Here is an 18,116-nt window from a genome sequence, read left to right as displayed (position 1 = left end):
CCGATTTTACTTGTGCTACTGTTGGAGCAAATACCGTTACATTAAAAGTTACTGATGTTAATGGAAATATTGCTACTGAGACGGCAATTGTAACAGTTGAAGATAAAATTGCGCCAGTAGTACTTACTAAAAATATCACTGTTCAGCTTAATGCTGCAGGGACTGTTTCGATAGTTGCATCAGATGTAAACAATGGTTCAACAGATGCTTGTGGCATTGCGACAATGACTTTAGACAAGACCGATTTTACTTGTGCTACTGTTGGAGCAAATACCGTTACATTAAAAGTTACTGATGTTAATGGAAATATTGCTACTGATATGGTAATTGTAACAGTTGAAGATAAAATTGCGCCAGTAGTACTTACTAAAAACATCACTGTTCAGCTTAATGCTGCAGGTACTGTTTCAATAGTTGCTGCAGATGTAAACAATGGTTCAACAGATGCTTGTGGCATTGCGACTTTGACTTTAGACAAGACCAGTTTTACCTGTGCTAATGTTGGAGCAAATACCGTTACATTAAAAGTTACAGATGTTAATGGGAATAGTGCTACTGAGACGGCAATTGTCACTGTCGAAGACAAAATTGCGCCAGTAGTACTTACTAAAAACATTACTGTTCAGCTTAATGCTGCTGGAACTGTTTCAATAGTTGCTGCAGATGTAAACAATGGTTCAACAGATGCTTGTGGCATTGCGACTTTGACTTTAGACAAGACCAGTTTTACCTGTGCTAATGTTGGAGCAAATACCGTTACATTAAAAGTTACAGATGTTAATGGGAATAGTGCTACTGAGACGGCAATTGTCACTGTCGAAGACAAAATTGCGCCAGTAGTACTTACTAAAAACATTACTGTTCAGCTTAATGCTGCTGGAACTGTTTCAATAGTTGCTGCAGATGTAAACAATGGTTCAACAGATGCTTGTGGCATTGCGACTTTGACTTTAGACAAGACTAGTTTTACCTGTGCTAATGTTGGAGCAAATACCGTTACATTAAAAGTTACAGATGTTAATGGAAATATTGCTGCTGAAACGGTAATTGTAACCGTTGAAGATAAAATTGCGCCAGTAGCACTTACTAAAAACATCGCGGTTCAGCTTAATGCTGCTGGAGCTGTTTCAATAGTTGCTGCAGATGTAAACAATGGTTCAACAGATGCTTGTGGCATTGCGACTTTGACTTTAGACAAGACTAGTTTTACCTGTGCTAATGTTGGAGCAAATACCGTTACATTAAAAGTTACAGATGTTAATGGAAATATTGCTGCTGAAACGGCAATTGTAACCGTTGAAGATAAAATTGCGCCAGTAGCACTTACTAAAAACATCACCGTTCAGCTTAATGCTGCTGGAACTGTTTCAATAGTTGCTGCAGATGTAAACAATGGTTCAACAGATAATTGTGAAATTTCGACTTTGACTTTAGACAAGACCAATTTTACCTGTGCTAATGTTGGAGAAAACACAGTTACTTTAAAAGTTACCGATAAGAGCGGAAATGTTACTAACAAAACTGCGATTGTTACGGTTGAGGATAAAGTAGCTCCTGTCGTAGTTACTAAAAACAAGACCATACAATTAAACGCAGCTGGTACTGCTTCAATTGTCCTTGCTGATATAAACAATGGTTCAACAGATGCTTGTGGTATTGCAACGATTACTTTAGACAAGACCAGTTTTACATGTGCTAATGTTGGTGCCAATACGGTTACTCTAAGAGTTGCCGATATTTACGGAAATGTTGCTACTCAAACGGCAACTGTAACGGTTGAAGATAAAATAGCACCTACGGTTGTAACTAAAAATATTACCGTTCAATTAGATGCTTCTTCAAATGTTTTAGTGGCAGCTACTGCAGTAAACAATGGTTCAACAGATAATTGTAGCATCGTTTCTTATGAACTTGATAAGTCATTGTTTAGTTGTGGTGATGTAGGGATTAATACTGTTACTTTAAAAGTTACAGATAAGAGCGGAAATGTTGCTTACGGAACAGCTACTATAACAGTAGTAAATAGTCAACCAAATTTACTGAGAAAACATTTTGACAATGTTATTTTCTTTGACAACAGTTCAAATAGTTTCAGATCATATACATGGTACAAAAATGGTGTTTTAGTTGCAGGCCAAACGGCTCAATACTTTACTGATAGTAGCACTCTAAATGGTAGTTATTATGCAATAGCGACTAAAAATGATGGTACAGTTTTAACCACATGCCCAATTAGTTTTTCACCTTCAATTGAGCAAGAATTTATTAAAGTAGCTCCAAACCCAGTGCGTGCTAATTCAAGCTACCAATTAACTACTAATCTTACCGCTGCTAAATTGATAAATGCACGAGTTACTGTAATCAGTATGCTAGGCACGGTGATTACAAATTCAATAGTAGACAAGAATTCGGTAGAATTGATTGCTCCAAGCGTTGAAGGGATTTATATTGTAAAACTGACATTAAGTAATGGTCAGTACTTCACAAAAAATCTATTAGTTAAAAATTAATAAACAAGTAGTAAGAGTATGAAGTTCTCATTCCACAGGAATGAGGACGGATTATTCTAATTAAAAAAAATAGAAAAACGTATGAGATTTGATGCTAAAAATATTTTAGGAACTGCAATACTATTGTTCTCAACGGGAATGAGTGCTCAGTTTTATGTAGGGGTTCAATCAGGAATTGGGAACCTACAATCTGATGTTAAGGGAGCCACTGCTGGGCATAGGTTAGGCGGGGCAGTAAAAGCGGGTTATATTTATTCTGTATCAGAGCACTTTGGTATAGGTTCAGGGGTAGAGTTTGCGCAATACAATCAAAATGTTTCTTTAGGTAGAGCAACAGCTACATTGACAAATTACGAAGTTGATGTAACGGGTTCAGCCTTTGATTACAATGTGACTGCGGTAGATTATAATGAGAAGCAAACATTAGAGGCAATTCAAATTCCGCTTTTTGTGCAATACAAAAGGAATATTAATAAGGGAATAGATTTTAATTTTAGAGCAGGTGTCAAATATTTTCTCCCTATCAAATATAAAATCGAAGCATCAGCAACATCCGTTAGAGGAGTAGGATACTATCCAGATGTTAATTTATTCATTGATAACTTGCCTGCGTTTGGTTTTGGAAGTCAGAACAATTACACTGCATCGGGAGAATATGAAACCAAAGGAATTTTAATGAGCACTTTTGAGTTAGGGTTTACTTTTGAGATGGGTGTTAAGCATTCATTGTATGCGGCTATGTTCTTAGATACTGGATACAAATCAGTTATTGATCAAAAACAAAATGAATCTTTTATCGGTTATAATCAAACAGGAACAGCTAATAGAGAAGTAAACGGATTGTATAGCACGGATAAAAATGCTACTATTAAACCCGTTGCTTTTGGATTAACATTAGGCTGGAATTTTAAATAACCGTACTTTATAAATCAAAAAAAGGTCTTGAGAAATCAAGACCTTTTTTTAGTTTATAAAATATAGACAGTGATAAAGGTTAAGGGTGAAAAGACCTAGCATCAAGTAGGTTTATTATAAAGGTGAAATATTTAAAGGCTGATATATAGGCTGTTGCCTAATGCAATAAATAAGGCAAAAACAAAAGTGTTTAAGATTAAAGAGGTTCCTGCAAAATAATTTATATACTAAAACGAAGCGAAACAAGGCAGATGCTTTTGCTAAAAACAGCATCTGCAGCAGACTAGATGAAATAGACAAGTTTCTAGCTTGATCTCTTAATTAGTGAGGTAGACTGTCTTGACATTTGTTAATAACTTACCTTTACATTGGCTTGAAAAAAACCTAAATTTGAAATTCATTTTTAGTAAAAACTAAAAGTTGCAACCTGCTCAATAACAACTATGTACTTAATATTCGATACTGAAACTACAGGATTACCAAAACGTTGGGACGCACCCGTTACTGATTCGGCTAACTGGCCGCGTTGTATTCAAATCGCGTGGCAATTGCATGATGAGATGGGTAATCTGATCGAGCATCAAGATTATTTGGTGAAACCGGACGGTTTCAATATTCCTTATGATGCGGAGCGCATTCACGGAATATCTACAGAGTTAGCTGAAGCTGAAGGGATCACTCTTACCGAAGTTCTAGAGAAATTTAATGTTGTCTTAGGGAAAGCAAAGTTTATTGTGGGGCAAAATTTAGGTTTTGATGTCAATATCATGGGAGCAGAGTTTTACCGTATGGGCGTGGATTCTCCCATGGCATCCATGCTAGTCTTAGATACTTGTACAGAGGTAACTGCTAAACTCTTGCAATTGCCAGGAGGTCGTGGAGGAAGATTTAAATTGCCAACATTAACTGAATTGCATCAGTTTTTATTCAATAAGCCATTCTCAGAAGCGCACAATGCCACTGCCGATGTGGAGGCAACTACGCGTTGTTTCTTGGAGTTGATTCGAAAAGAAATTTTTACTAAGGAAGAGTTAGATGTTCCAGCTTCTTATTTTCAAGATTTTCAATCTAAGAACCCACGAGAAGTCCAGCTTATCGGTCTTAAACATATTAATCTTAAGCAAGCTTCAGATAAAATCAGGCAGCAGTTTGGAGACAAGCAAGGATCTGGGATATCCAAAGGAGAGCTTCTAGAAAATAAAAAAGTTTTGGCGGAGGCCAAATATGCGCATTTGCACAATCATACTCAGTTTTCGGTACTGCAGTCCACTATTGGTATCGGTCCTTTGGTGGCAGCCACAGCTAAAAACGGATTTCCTGCAGTCGCCATGACGGATACTGCTAACATGATGGGTGCTTTTCACTTTGTGAGTGCAGTAATGAATCACAATAAATCGGCTTCCGCCAAAAATGCAGCCTTGGTAGAAAGTGGTGAAGAACCTACTGAAACAGAGATGAAGCCCATAGTAGGTTGCGAGTTTAACATTTGCGAAAATCACCTAGATAAAACCAAAAAAGACAATGGTTACCAAGTTGTTTTATTAGCAAAAAATAAAATAGGGTATCATAATTTAGCCAAAATGGCATCTATTGCCAATATCAATGGGTTTTATTACGTGCCTCGTATCGATAAGAAAATTGTAGAAAAATACAAAGAGGATATTATGGTGCTCTCCGGAAATTTATACGGAGAAATTCCAGGTAAGATTTTGAATATTGGAGAGAATCAAGCTGAAGAAGCATTGATTTGGTGGAAGGAGCAATTTGGAGCCGACTTTTATCTCGAAATCATGCGTCACAATCAAGAGGATGAAAATAGGGTTAATAAAACCTTGATTGAGTTTGCTCAAAAACACGAGGTTAAATTAATTGCATCAAATAATACTTATTATTTAAACAAAGAAGATGCGAATGCCCACGATATTTTATTATGTGTAAAAGATGGAGAAAAGCAAGCAACACCTATAGGTCGTGGCCGTGGCTATCGATATGGTTTGCCTAATCAGGAGTATTATTACAAATCAGGAGAGGAGATGAAAAAACTCTTTGCTGATTTGCCAGATGCCATCATAAACATTCAGGAGATTATAGATAAAGTAGAGATTTACTCTTTGTATCGTGATGTCTTGCTTCCTAAGTATGATATTCCGCAGGAATTTATAAATCCAGAAGATGAGAAGGATAATGGTGTAAGAGGTGAAAATGCTTATTTACGTCATCTAACCATGGTGGGTGCTGAAAAAAGATATGGTGAATTAACGCCAGCGATTCAAGAACGATTGGATTTTGAATTATTAACCATTTCCAACTCCGGTTATCCAGGGTATTTCTTGATTGTTCAGGATTTTATCGCAAAAGCTCGTGAAATGGATGTTTCTGTAGGACCTGGTCGTGGATCAGCAGCCGGATCAGCGGTAGCCTACTGTTTAAAGATTACCAATATTGACCCAATTAAGTATGATTTGCTTTTTGAGCGTTTCTTGAATCCAGATCGTGTGTCTATGCCCGATATTGATATTGACTTTGATGATGAAGGTCGCGGTCGTGTAATGGATTATGTAATCAAAAAGTATGGATCGAACCAAGTAGCACAAATTATTACTTATGGTAAAATGGCAACTAAGTCGGCTATTCGTGATACGGCACGTGTACTGGATTTACCATTGTTTGAAGCGGACAGGATTGCCAAGTTAATTCCAGCGATGATGCCTTCAAAGTGGAATTTGGCTCGTTTTATTTCTGAGAGTGAAGATGAAGTTAAAAAATCATTAAAGTCATCAGAGGAGTTTGATAAGATAAAGGAGTTGATCGCTATTGCAAATGAAGGTGATTTAGCGGGTGAAACCATTCAGCAAGCAAAAATTTTGGAGGGTTCTATGCGTAATACCGGTATTCACGCCTGTGGAGTGATTATCACGCCTTCAGATATTACGAATTACGTACCGGTTACCACAGCAAAAGACTCTGATTTATATGTAACGCAGTTTGATAATTCAGTAGCAGAGAGTGCCGGATTGTTAAAAATGGACTTCTTGGGTTTGAAGACCCTGACGTTGATAAAAGATACGGTTAAGCTGGTTAAATACCGTACGGGAATTCAGTTGGATCCAGATACTTTTCCTATTGATGATGTAAAAACATACGAGTTATTCCAGCGAGGAGAAACGGTTGGTATTTTTCAATACGAATCGGCTGGAATGCAAAAATACATGAAGGATTTGAAGCCTACGGTTTTTGGAGATTTGATCGCAATGAATGCGTTGTATCGTCCAGGACCATTGGAATATATTCCTTCTTTCGTTCGACGAAAAAACGGAGAGGAAGAAATTAAATACGATCTAGATGCTTGTGAGGAGTATCTAGGAGAAACTTACGGAATTACCGTTTACCAAGAGCAGGTGATGCTTTTGTCACAATCTTTGGCCGATTTCACAAAAGGTGAAGCCGACGTTTTGCGTAAAGCGATGGGTAAGAAACAAAAAGAGGTTCTTGATAAAATGAAACCAAAATTTGTTGAACAGGCTTCCGCCAAAGGACACGATGCTAAGATTCTCGAGAAAATTTGGAAGGACTGGGAAGCTTTCGCGAGCTATGCCTTTAATAAGTCGCACTCTACCTGCTATGCGTGGATTGCGTATCAAACTGCTTACTTGAAGGCGCATTACCCTGCTGAATATATGGCAGCTGTACTTTCTAATAATATGAGCGATATCAAGCAAGTATCCTTTTTTATGGAGGAGTGCAAGCGTATGGGCCTACAAGTATTAGGACCGGATGTAAATGAATCTTTTTACAAGTTTACTGTAAATGATAATTATGCCGTTCGTTTTGGGATGGGAGCCATTAAAGGAGTTGGTTCTGGTGCTGTGGCAACAATTGTTGAGAATAGAAAAGAGGCAAAATATAAGTCTATTTTTGATCTTGCCAAGCGCATTGATTTAAGAGCAGCTAATAAAAAAGCAATTGAGAATTTAGCTTTAGCAGGAGGTTTTGATTCCTTTTTAGGAACCACGAGAGCACAGTATTTTCATGATGAAGGAGACGGAATCACCTTTTATGAAAAGGCAATTCGATATGGAGCTAAATACCAAGAGAACGAAAACTCTTCACAAGTAAGTTTGTTTGGAGAAAGTAGTGATGTGCAAATTGCGGAGCCAATCGTTCCACCTTGTGAGGATTGGAGCACCATGGAAAAACTGGCCAAGGAGAAGGAAGTTGTAGGGATTTATATTTCAGGACATCCGCTTGACGACTATAGGTTTGAAATGAAATATTTTTGTAATGCGAAGCTCGAAGCACTAAAGAACTTAGAGGCTTACGTGGGCAAGACGCTTGCTTTCGGAGGGATTATAAATAATGTTCAGCACCGCGTGGCAAAAAACGGAAAAGGGTGGGGCATGTTTACCCTCGAAGGTTATGATGAGAGTTATGAATTCAGGATTTTTGGTGAAGAATATTTGAAATTCCGTCATTTCATCATTCAAAATAATTTTACCTTCATGAAGGTTTTAGTGAAGGATGGTTGGGTAAATCAAGATACCGGTAAAAAAAGTGAACCTAGAATTCAATTTGTTTTAGTGCAGTATTTGCAAGATGTTTTAGAGACGTTTGCGAAACGATTAATTGTTCTGCTTAATATTAAAGATCTTGAAACGGATTTTATACACAAGCTTGGTCACTTATTTTTTGATAACAAAGGTGACAATCAGGTTAGTTTTGAGATAATGGAGTTAGAGAAAATTAAAAAGCTAGTAGAAACTGTTCCGGTGATAGAAGAAATCGAAGATGCTGTTTTTGACGAGGAAATGGAGGACTCTGGAAATGGTAATACTTTAAGGGAGGCGCAGATCACAGAGGTTGAGGAAATTAAAGTTGTTACTAAGGTAACTATGCCAAGCCGAAAATTAAAAATTAAGATTTCAAATGAATTGCTTCAAGAGTTAGAGAAGATGCAAATTAATTTTAAGCTAAATTAGGTTTTCGTTAATTAAAGGAAAAAAACGTAGGATTTAAGTTAATTATTAGCTACATTTAAGGTTGTGACAGTTTAAAATTATACTTTAAAGAATTCGCTCAAAACCTTTACTTCCTTGTCTGTAATATAGTATGATTTTAAGTAGCTTTGTTGATAAACGTTAATACTATACATTATGAAAAAGAAGTTAATCCTAATAGGAATGATGGTTTGCTCAATGACAATGCTTGGGCAAGCTAAACAAGATGAAACAACAAGCTCACCTGAGAGAGGTTGGTATTTAAAACTTGGTGGATCGTATTTTGGACAAACTGCAGCGACTGAATTTCCAGAAGTTGGTGGTCAATTGCCAAATAAAGATGTATACGTGGGTGGTGTAGGGGCTAATAAATTAGCTTCAAGAGAAAGAGTTACTGGATCTTTTGGGGAAGGTTTTAGAACAGGTTTAGTGGCAGGTTTTAGATTTAATACTCGTGTAGGTTTTGAAATGGGACTTAATTACTACTCAAGTAACTCAAAAACTATGGCACAGACAACCAATAGATTAATAGGTTATAATACTACGACTACAGCTGCAACTTATTTAGATTTCACGGCAACAGGAACGATTAGAGCCTTTGATCTTGCTCCAGCATTAGTTTTGTTTTTAGGAGAATCTAATGGTTTTGAACCATATACTAAAGTTGGTGTTATACTTCCTATTCATGGTGATTTAACAATTGAAACAGATAGGTCTTACAGAACGTTGGTGGGTGCAAATCAGGTTGCTGAAACTTTAGCTTACTCTAAAGACGTGGTTAAGCCAAATCCAACCTTAGGTTTTACTGCGGTTTTAGGTACTTCATACAAATTAGCAAAAAATCTTTCTGCTTTTGCTGAATTAGAATATCGTAATTTCACTGTGCACGGAAAAACAAAAGAAACAGAGATTTATACAGAAAACGGTGTTGATAGATTAACTACGCCTACAACTTTTCGTCCAGATGCATCTTATTCTGCTATTCATACCAATTACGTAGATCGTTTAGATGCAAATTCAAATAATAGTGAATTCAATAGTACTACTTATTCTTCTAGTAAAGAAAAGGATGAGTTAAGTTCATACGTTGGGATTAGTGGTTTAGGATTAACTTTAGGTTTAAAACTAAGCTTATAGTTTTTAAGGATTTCAAAATTAAATTTAAGACCTTCTGTGTAGAGGGTCTTTTTTTATGAAGAATGTTTTTAGTTAGACTTTTATCCCTGATCGTAGTTGTATCTTTTTTTTGTATCTGCCAAAAAGGTATAGCGTCCCGAACTCTTTCGGGAGCAGGAAATAGCTTTAAAAAATGTAATAAATTAGCAATTGGAGACTGTTTTAATAGTTATTTATGATATATTTATAAGTAAAACTAATTCGGTGATGGTGTCTAGTTTGTTTTTAATTTCTAACTTTGTAGTACAGTTTTACATTTTTGATAAAACGATAAACATTAAATAAAGATATTATGGCATTAGCAATAACAGATGCTACTTTTGAAGAAGTAGTTTTGAAATCAGATAAACCAGTAATGGTAGATTTTTGGGCAGCATGGTGTGGACCTTGTAGAATGGTTGGGCCAATCATTGATGAATTGAGTAGCGAGTACGAAGGAAAGGTCGTAGTTGGTAAAATTGATGTAGATGCAAACCAAGAATTTGCTGCAAAATACGGCGTGAGAAACATACCAACAGTACTTGTTTTTCATAACGGTGAAGTAGTAGGGAAGCAAGTAGGAGTAGCTCCTAAGCAAACGTACGCGGATAGTTTAGACGCATTGTTGTAATCGTAAGGTTATAACTTATTATAGAGTTTATTTTTAACTCACTTAAAAGGTTTGGCAATAGTCAAGCCTTTTTTTGTTAAACCTTACCTCATTTGTTGGCTATACTTTATTAGATTCACCTTAGCTTTTAAATCTTAGAATCTTTTAATAACTTTGGAATATGAAGATCGAATCTCAAGTAGAAAAAATAGCTAGTTTTCAGCACTTAGAATTGTTAGCAAATCAGGTGGTCGAAGGATTTATTTCGGGCATGCACAAGAGTCCGTTTCATGGTTTTTCGGCTGAGTTTGCAGAGCATAAAGTGTATAATGTCGGCGAAAGCACTAAGCATATCGACTGGAAGCTATTCGCTAAGACGGATCGCTTGTATGCGAAACGCTTTGAAGAAGAAACTAATATGCGCTGTCATATCATTGTAGACAATTCATCGTCGATGCATTATCCTAAATTAAAAGCCAATCAAAATTTTTACGAAAGTAAAATTGGATTTTCAGTGTTGGCATCGGCAGTATTGATGAATCTGCTCAAGAAACAGCGTGATGCTATAGGTTTAAGCGTTTTTTCAGATAGTTACGAATATTATGCTCCTGAAAAAGGTAGCGATCGTCATCATAGAATGATTCTTAATGCACTAGAACAGTTATTGCAACAGTCAAAAGAAAAGAAAAGCACCCATACGGTTACGTACTTACATCAAATAGCAGAGAAAATCCACCGCAGGTCTATGATTGTGTTGTTTACGGACATGTTTCAAACAGAAGAGGAAGAAAAGTTGTTAAGTGCTTTACAGCATCTAAAGCATAACAAGCACAAAGTAGTTTTGTTTCATGTTATTGACGCTAAGACAGAGTTGAAGTTTGATTTTGATAACGCAGCTCGTAAGTTTATTGATGTAGAAACTGGTGAAGAATTATCTGTTTATGCGGATAATGTTAAGGAAGAGTATGAAAAACAAGCGGCCTTGTACTTTAAAAAAGTAGAGATGACGTGTAGTCAAAATAAAATTAAATACGTTCCAGTAAGTGTAGGCGATAATTTTGAAAAAATATTGATTACATATTTAGCTGAGAAACAAAACTTTGGATAGTGTAAGTAAAATTATTTTATTTTTTTTAATCAAAACACTTGCGTAAACGGAAATTCATTGTATCTTTGCCACCGCAATAAAGCAGTAGGTCTGGTAGTTCAGTTGGTTAGAATACCTGCCTGTCACGCAGGGGGTCGCGGGTTCGAGTCCCGTCCAGACCGCGATATTGGGGAAAGCGATTCAGAAATGAATCGCTTTTTTGCCCCAAGAAAGTATCTAAGGCTAGTTGTGTTGTTTGGTTAGCCTTTGTAAGCTAACCGGGTTTAGTAGTTAGACCAATGAAAAGCTTTCCACTTATGGTGGATGGCTTTTTTAAAAGTAAAATAGATTATTTGTTCTTACAAACTACAGTTTTTTGTAGCGAAAATAAAGAGTGGGTCTGGTAGTTCAGTTGGTTAGAATACCTGCCTGTCACGCAGGGGGTCGCGGGTTCGAGTCCCGTCCAGACCGCTACAATGGGGAAAGCGATTCAGAGATGAATCGCTTTTTTGCCCCTAAAAAGTATTTAACGTTAGTTGTGTTGTTTGCTACGAATTTGTAACTCGTAGCGGGTTTAGTAGTTAGACCAATGAAAAGCTTTCCATATATTCTGAATTATTTCAGAAAATGGATGGCTTTTTTGATTTTGGAGTAGTATGTAAATAAATGTTTCTAACTACTCTTCACTTTATTGTTAGAGCTTCAATGTTGATTTTGTTTTTTATTTATTAGTGGTCATTAGTTTGTCTAGTACTTAGGATATATTGTGATACAATGATGCATGAGGTATTTGTGTTTTTTAATAGATTTTTTCATAAACTATTTTCAATAGACATGGTAGAGTCAATCTTATCATTCTCAACCAGCGATGTTAACTTGTTAAATATAGTGAGGCAACGATTGTATCCATTATCCATCGGCCACGTAAGGATCCTCTCTATTACATCTTACTAATTTTTTATGCAGCTAAGTATAAAACGTTTGTTAGAATAATTGATTCTAACTTGAGTTTTATAATTTTATTCTGTAAAGATCTTTCTTATGAACTTTATCCATAGCTTTTTGGAGTTGATCTACTTTAAAGAGAAAAGGTTACCGTATAGCTTTCAACATGTAATAACAGTAAAAAAGATAATTTTATCAGAAGTAACCTAGGGTAATTATTGTTAAAATATATTGCATTAGTTCGTTTTAACTTAACTGATCAGAAAGAAATATCTTTCAAATGTAAATATTTTATGTAGTTTGTCGATAAAACGCAAAATTTTTAGTTAAAATTTTATTTTTATTAAATCATATCATTAATCTTTGACCAATTATTAGAAACAAAATATAGAAATTGATCCCAATTCTTTCTTTAACCTTTAAATTATTATGAAAAAAATTACTTTATTAGCGATATTGGTTATCGCAGCATTTTCAGTCAATGTAAATGCTCAAACTGTTGTAAGTGGAGCTGCAACTGCAACTGCAACAATTATTACTCCAATTGCAATTACTAAAGTTGTCGATATGAATTTTGGTGATATTTCGACAAATGGTACAGATGGTACTGTTACTTTAGATTATGCTAGTGGAAGAGTCGCAACAGGTGGTGCTTCTTTTTCAGCAGCTACCCCTGGAACGATTACCTCGGCAAAATTCACTGTTACTGGTAAAGCGGGTTATGCCTATTCTATTAGTATACCAACTGCTATCACCCTTACGCACACTAATACCACTAGTACAATGCAAGTAACAAATATTGGGAACAATGTAGGGGCTAATGGAACGCTTACAGCAGGTACGCAAGATATTTTTGTTGGTGGTAAGTTGAATTTAATTGGAGCACAATTAGCAGGTGTATACACAAATACAGCAGACTTGAAAGTGACTGTTAATTACAACTAAAAATTTCTTTAGCTACTAAAAACCCAAATACTGCAGTTTAATGCGTATTTGGGTTTTTGTTGTATTAGCACCTTTAAAGTTTAAATTTTAATTGTTATGAATTCAGAGGATAAATATTCTTTTTTATTTCAGAAATTGCTTCGGCATTCACTATTTTTCGTTTTTTTAATTTCCTTTGGTACTTCTATATTTGCGCAAGGTAATTTACTTATATATCCGAAGCGCTTAGTATTGGATGGTAAAAAAAAGTCGGAAAAACTAGTGCTCTCAAACACTGGTAAAGACAGCGCAGTGTATAATGTTTCGTTTATTGAATATAAGATGAATGAAAACGGGGAGCTACTATCCATTAAAGAGGAAGAACCAGGTTTAAGCTTTGCCTCTCCTCATGTTAGGGTTTATCCGCGTACAGTGACTTTAGCACCCAATGAGTCACAAATACTTAAAGTTCAAACATACAATACAGAAGGGCTTTCTGATGGAGAATATCGCTCTCACTTGTATTTTAGAGCTGAAAAAGAAAATTCTGCGTTAGGTAGTAAAGAAAGTAAAGAAAAAGAACCTTTGGTTTCTGTGAAATTAGAGGCCATTTTTGGTATATCCATAGCCTGTATATTCCGCAAAGGGGAGGGTAAAACTACAGTCTCTATTTCGGATATTCAATATTCTAAATCTAAAGATAAAGAAGATTTTTTACAATTTAAGTTGAACCGGAACGGAAACATGTCTGCTTATGGAGACTTTATAATTAATTATATAGCACCTAACAATAAAAGTTATGAAGTAGGTAGTGTCAAAGGTATAGGACTTTATCTGCCTGGAAACCAACGAAATATGATTATTAAATTAAACGCACTCAAGGACGTAAACTTTAAAGGCGGTTCGTTTAAAATTGTATTTACTGAAAATGAAAGTAAAAAAATTCTTGCTGAAGGCGACTTTAGCTTGTAAATTAATTTCTGTACAGAAATTCTGTTTTTACAGGTTAGAAAATAGTATTAAAAATGATAAAGAAGAAAAGAAATAAATCCTACTTATTAAATTTGCTAGCAGTTGCACTGTTTTTTCTTTTTATAAATACTCTCTACGCACAACCTGGATTGCCTCAGCGTGAAATTACGGTGATTCCCACACAACCTATTGATTTTGGTACATTTTATGTAACAGGAGCTGGATCAATTAAGGTAGATTTTCAAGGAAATGTTAGTACAACCGGCGGCGTAGTTTCTGTTGATAATAGTACTGTAACTCCTGCGATATTTGAAATTAAGCTTTGTCAGGGTAGGACTGTTACTTTAAATAATGTTTACTCTGTAAATATTAATGGAAGCAATGGTGGTCAGTTAGAACTGCTTATTGGCGAAGCTAAAAGAGATGGATTGGGTGATGTATTAATAAATGGCAGCTCTTTTCCTGTTGATACGAACTGCACCTTCACAACGATAATTCGAGCTGGAGGAACGCTTATCGTACCTGCTAATGCCGTGCAAGGTGTTTACATTGGGAGTTTTCCTTTGACTTTTACCCAACAATAATGATCGGACTTGATGTAAAAACTTCAAAACTTAATACAAGTGGGCTCGCTAACCAAATACGAGTTGGCTTAGTGTTGTTATTTTATTTTATGATGTTTTCAGTTGCTCAGGGTAAAGGAACTATTGATTTTAAAGATAAAGAACTAGAACCTATCGTTTCTTTTGATGAAATTCCTGTCGAATTATTCATTAAAGGTTATGGGAAAATTGAAGTAGATGTTTTAATCACTGATAGCAACAAACTATATATTGATATAGCAGATTTGTTTAATAAATTGGGTGTTTCTTGTGTTAGGCGTGCTAATGAAGATTATTTTACTGGATTTATTGAAAATGAAAGTAGGCCTTACGTGATTGATTTTCAAGAACGAAAAATTAGTATAGGAAAAACTAGTATTTACTCTCCAAATGGTCTTTTTAAGGAAACTGATATAATTTATGTAGAATCCAATCTCCTCAACGAAGCATTTGGTTTAAATATGATATTCAATTACCGTTCTTTGTCTATTGTAATGGATGCTAATTTTGAATTACCACTGGTTAAAAAGGCAAGACTTGAAAAAATTAGGCAAAATGTATCGATGCTTCAGTCTCAGAATGAAGTTATATCGGATACTGTTGTCGGTAGAAATTACCACCTAATTAATGGATTAGCAGTAGACTGGGCTGTTTACACCAATCAAATAACAGGACAAAAATCATTAAATAACTACGCACTTGGACTGGGAACTGAATTATTGTATGGAGAAGCGAAATTAGGGTTTAATTATTATGACCAAACAAAATTTGATAGAAGGCAGCTTTATTATAATTGGCGCTGGGTAGATAATGACAGCAAATACATAAAGCAAGCTCAAGTGGGGAAGGTTCCTACGCAAAGTATTTCTTTTTTAGGAGCTCCATTAGTGGGTGCAAGTTTCACGAACTCGCCCAATTCGGTTAGAAAAGCTAAAGGTACTTACATCATTAGAGATTATACAGAGCCCAATTGGACTGTAGAACTTTACCTAAACGATGTTCTTGTGAATTATACGTCATCCGATGCGTCAGGATTATATGTTTTTGAAGTACCAATTATATATGGATATACAACACTAAAACTCAAATTCTATGGCCTTTTAGGCGAAGAAAGAGTAGAAGAACGTACGATGAATACACCTTACACTTTTATGCCTGTTAACGTTATGGAATACAATGTTAGCGCGGGTGTACTAGAGGATGAAACTGGAAGTCAGTTTGGAAGGGGAGAATTTAATTATGGTGTAACCAAATCTCTAACAGTAGGTGGAGGTGTTGAATATTTATCAAAGCTGAGTGATCAACCTGCTATTCCATTCGCAAACGTAGCCTTTCAGCCTTTTACTAAAATGGTGCTTACAATGAAATATGCTCATGATGTAAGTTACAGTGGATTATTAAATTATTATTTCGGCAGAAATACTTTTTTAGAAGTTGATTATACTAATTATTTTAAGGGCCAAAAAGCGACATTAAATATTACGAACGAAGAGCTAAAAGTACAACTAACACTACCTTTTACAAGGGCTAATGTTTCTGGTAGTACACAGTTTAATTTTATCAAATATTCGTATGATGCTTTTGATTTTAATCAATTTAATGCCGTCTTTTCGGGAAGGTATAAAAACTACTCTTCTAACGTTACTTTGTCTTCTAACTGGATTACTGAGAGAGATCCGTTTATAAGTTCCACTGTTGTTTTTTCGCATCGAATGCGTAATGGATTAACGGTTCGTCCTTCTTTTCAGTATAACATCACAGATTCTAACATCATTCGATATCGCGTAGAGATTGAAAAAAGAGTAGCCAAAATGTCTGTTTCTGCTTCGTACGAAAGGAACGTTCAATTTTCTACTAATAATTTATTTTTTAATTTTAAATATGATTTACCATTTGCGCGTACTAATGTCTCAGCTAGTTCCACAAGTAATATAATGAGTTTTTCTGAGGGCGCGCAAGGAAGTTTAGCCTTTGGAGGGGATAATGGCTACGTGAATAAAGGAATTAATTCAGCACTTGGTAAAGGGGGTATTTTGTTATATCCGTTTTTAGATATTAATCAAAACGGAAAACGAGACAAAGGAGAAAGAATGGTGTTTCTAAGTAAAGTTAGGGTCTCTGGAGGTAAAGCCATTAGCAGTGAAAAAGATTCCATTGTAAGGATCTCTGATCTGAATGCCTTTGTAAACTATAATATAGGATTTTCTGATGCCGAACTAGAAAATATTTCCTGGAAATTTAAGCATCATTCCTACCAAATTCTAGTAGACCCAAATCAGTATAAAAAAATAGAAGTACCTATTTTAGTTATGGGAGAGGTAAGTGGTATGGTTTATTTTAACATGGAAGATAAATTGAAAGGCCTAGGTCGCATATCATTGCAGATATTAAATTCGGTAGGCGAAATAGTTGCCGAAACATTAAGCGAATCCGACGGATATTTTAACTATTTGGGATTAAAACCAGGAAAATATACAGTTCGAGTTGATGATAAGCAGTTAACTAAACTAGATTATCAATCTAGTCCTAAGTTATATTCTGCGGATATAGAGGTATCCGAAGATGGGACAATTGTGGAAGGACTAGATTTTCAAATAAAAGTTAAAGAATTGACTGAAAGCATTGATGCAAGTAGTTCTCAAACTAGTCAGAAGGCGGAAACTATTGTGGACAACAAAACAGCAAACCCATTTGAGAAGATTTCTAATACCGAGGAAATTTTTTACAGTATTAAGGTTGGTATTTATAAAGACAATACCATGCCAAAAAAATTGCGAAATCTTGACCCTGTGTTTTATGAAAAATTGGCGGATGGTACCTTCCAATATTATTATGGTTTTTTTAGAAGCATGGAAAGGGCTGTTATTGCAAAAAACACACTTGTATTTAGTGGGATTCCTAATGCTTCAGTCGTTTCATATCAAAACGGGAAGCAAATTCCGGAACTTAAATTAGATACTGAAAAAGTAGATGAAATAAAGGGTGATCCTACTACGAATGCATTGGAAAGTCAAGTTAATACTAAAAAGAATACTTCATTCGGAAGGATTTTTGACAACAAGGATGATTTTTTCAGTATACAAATTGGTGTATTCAAAAATTATGTACCTTCGGAACGTCTTGAGGACTTTGCTCCAGTGTATTATGAATTGATAGAGGATGACCTTATAAGGTATGTTTCAGGAAGATTTACTACAATTAAGGAGGCGAAAAAAATGAAATTTATAATAAGAAATAAAGGTATTAAAGATGCTTATATTGTAAAATATAGAGAAGGTGTCAGATATGATTTTAATAGAAACTAATACCTAATTTAAGTGTATTAGATTGTCTCAAAAGATTATTTACTTAACGATTATTTAGAATGCATTTTTATTTTTTAATACCCAAATCTTAAAAGAT

Annotated in this window: 10 protein-coding genes and 2 tRNA genes; all 12 read left to right on the top strand. The window is 35.3% G+C overall.

Annotation, left to right across the window (positions count from 1 at the left end):
* A partial coding sequence (locus tag H8R22_RS00955; protein WP_187016523.1) for a T9SS type A sorting domain-containing protein occupies positions 1–2,510 on the top strand: 2,510 nt, incomplete at its 5' end.
* A gap of 81 nt (positions 2,511–2,591) precedes the next feature.
* Positions 2,592–3,425 (top strand): hypothetical protein, encoded by an 834-nt coding sequence (locus H8R22_RS00950; protein WP_187009390.1) that lies wholly within the window; start codon positions 2,592–2,594, stop codon positions 3,423–3,425.
* A gap of 443 nt (positions 3,426–3,868) precedes the next feature.
* Entirely contained in the window at positions 3,869–8,401 is a 4,533-nt protein-coding gene (gene dnaE / locus H8R22_RS00945; protein ID WP_187009391.1) for a DNA polymerase III subunit alpha, read from the top strand.
* 174 nt (positions 8,402–8,575) lie between these two features.
* Positions 8,576–9,556: an outer membrane beta-barrel protein gene (locus H8R22_RS00940; RefSeq protein WP_187009392.1), complete on the top strand. Its 981-nt coding sequence runs from the start codon at positions 8,576–8,578 to the stop codon at positions 9,554–9,556.
* A 331-nt stretch (positions 9,557–9,887) separates the two neighbouring features.
* Positions 9,888–10,205, top strand: coding sequence for a thioredoxin (gene trxA, locus H8R22_RS00935; protein ID WP_187009393.1), 318 nt, complete (start codon positions 9,888–9,890; stop codon positions 10,203–10,205).
* A gap of 160 nt (positions 10,206–10,365) precedes the next feature.
* Positions 10,366–11,292, top strand: coding sequence for a DUF58 domain-containing protein (locus H8R22_RS00930; protein ID WP_187009394.1), 927 nt, complete (start codon positions 10,366–10,368; stop codon positions 11,290–11,292).
* A gap of 87 nt (positions 11,293–11,379) precedes the next feature.
* Positions 11,380–11,453: transfer RNA gene (locus H8R22_RS00925), tRNA-Asp, on the top strand.
* Between the two features lie 215 nt (positions 11,454–11,668).
* Positions 11,669–11,742 (top strand) — tRNA-Asp (locus H8R22_RS00920).
* A 903-nt stretch (positions 11,743–12,645) separates the two neighbouring features.
* A complete protein-coding gene (locus tag H8R22_RS00915) occupies positions 12,646–13,161 on the top strand; it encodes a DUF4402 domain-containing protein (protein ID WP_187009395.1) in 516 nt (171 codons plus the stop codon).
* 96 nt (positions 13,162–13,257) lie between these two features.
* Positions 13,258–14,112: a molecular chaperone gene (locus tag H8R22_RS00910; RefSeq protein ID WP_187009396.1), complete on the top strand. Its 855-nt coding sequence runs from the start codon at positions 13,258–13,260 to the stop codon at positions 14,110–14,112.
* A gap of 53 nt (positions 14,113–14,165) precedes the next feature.
* Positions 14,166–14,696, top strand: a complete 531-nt coding sequence (locus H8R22_RS00905) for a DUF4402 domain-containing protein (protein ID WP_187009397.1) — start codon at positions 14,166–14,168, stop codon at positions 14,694–14,696.
* Positions 14,696–18,019, top strand: a complete 3,324-nt coding sequence (locus tag H8R22_RS00900; RefSeq protein WP_187009398.1) for a hypothetical protein — start codon at positions 14,696–14,698, stop codon at positions 18,017–18,019. Before H8R22_RS00905 ends, H8R22_RS00900 begins: the two co-directional genes overlap by 1 nt.
* The last annotated feature ends 97 nt before the right edge of the window (positions 18,020–18,116 follow it).

This window comes from Flavobacterium kayseriense (genome assembly GCF_014305095.1).
GTDB lineage: Bacteria > Bacteroidota > Bacteroidia > Flavobacteriales > Flavobacteriaceae > Flavobacterium > Flavobacterium kayseriense.
This window is presented reverse-complemented; position numbering and strand designations above follow the sequence as displayed.

What these genes read in the sequence shown, in the direction of transcription:
- H8R22_RS00950 (WP_187009390.1), top strand. Translation starts at nt 2,592, where the DNA reads ATGAGATTTGATGCTAAAAATATTTTAGGAACTGCAATACTATTGTTC.
- dnaE (WP_187009391.1), top strand. Translation starts at nt 3,869, where the DNA reads ATGTACTTAATATTCGATACTGAAACTACAGGATTACCAAAACGTTGG.
- H8R22_RS00940 (WP_187009392.1), top strand. Translation starts at nt 8,576, where the DNA reads ATGAAAAAGAAGTTAATCCTAATAGGAATGATGGTTTGCTCAATGACA.
- trxA (WP_187009393.1), top strand. Translation starts at nt 9,888, where the DNA reads ATGGCATTAGCAATAACAGATGCTACTTTTGAAGAAGTAGTTTTGAAA.
- H8R22_RS00930 (WP_187009394.1), top strand. Translation starts at nt 10,366, where the DNA reads ATGAAGATCGAATCTCAAGTAGAAAAAATAGCTAGTTTTCAGCACTTA.
- H8R22_RS00915 (WP_187009395.1), top strand. Translation starts at nt 12,646, where the DNA reads ATGAAAAAAATTACTTTATTAGCGATATTGGTTATCGCAGCATTTTCA.
- H8R22_RS00910 (WP_187009396.1), top strand. Translation starts at nt 13,258, where the DNA reads ATGAATTCAGAGGATAAATATTCTTTTTTATTTCAGAAATTGCTTCGG.
- H8R22_RS00905 (WP_187009397.1), top strand. Translation starts at nt 14,166, where the DNA reads ATGATAAAGAAGAAAAGAAATAAATCCTACTTATTAAATTTGCTAGCA.
- H8R22_RS00900 (WP_187009398.1), top strand. Translation starts at nt 14,696, where the DNA reads ATGATCGGACTTGATGTAAAAACTTCAAAACTTAATACAAGTGGGCTC.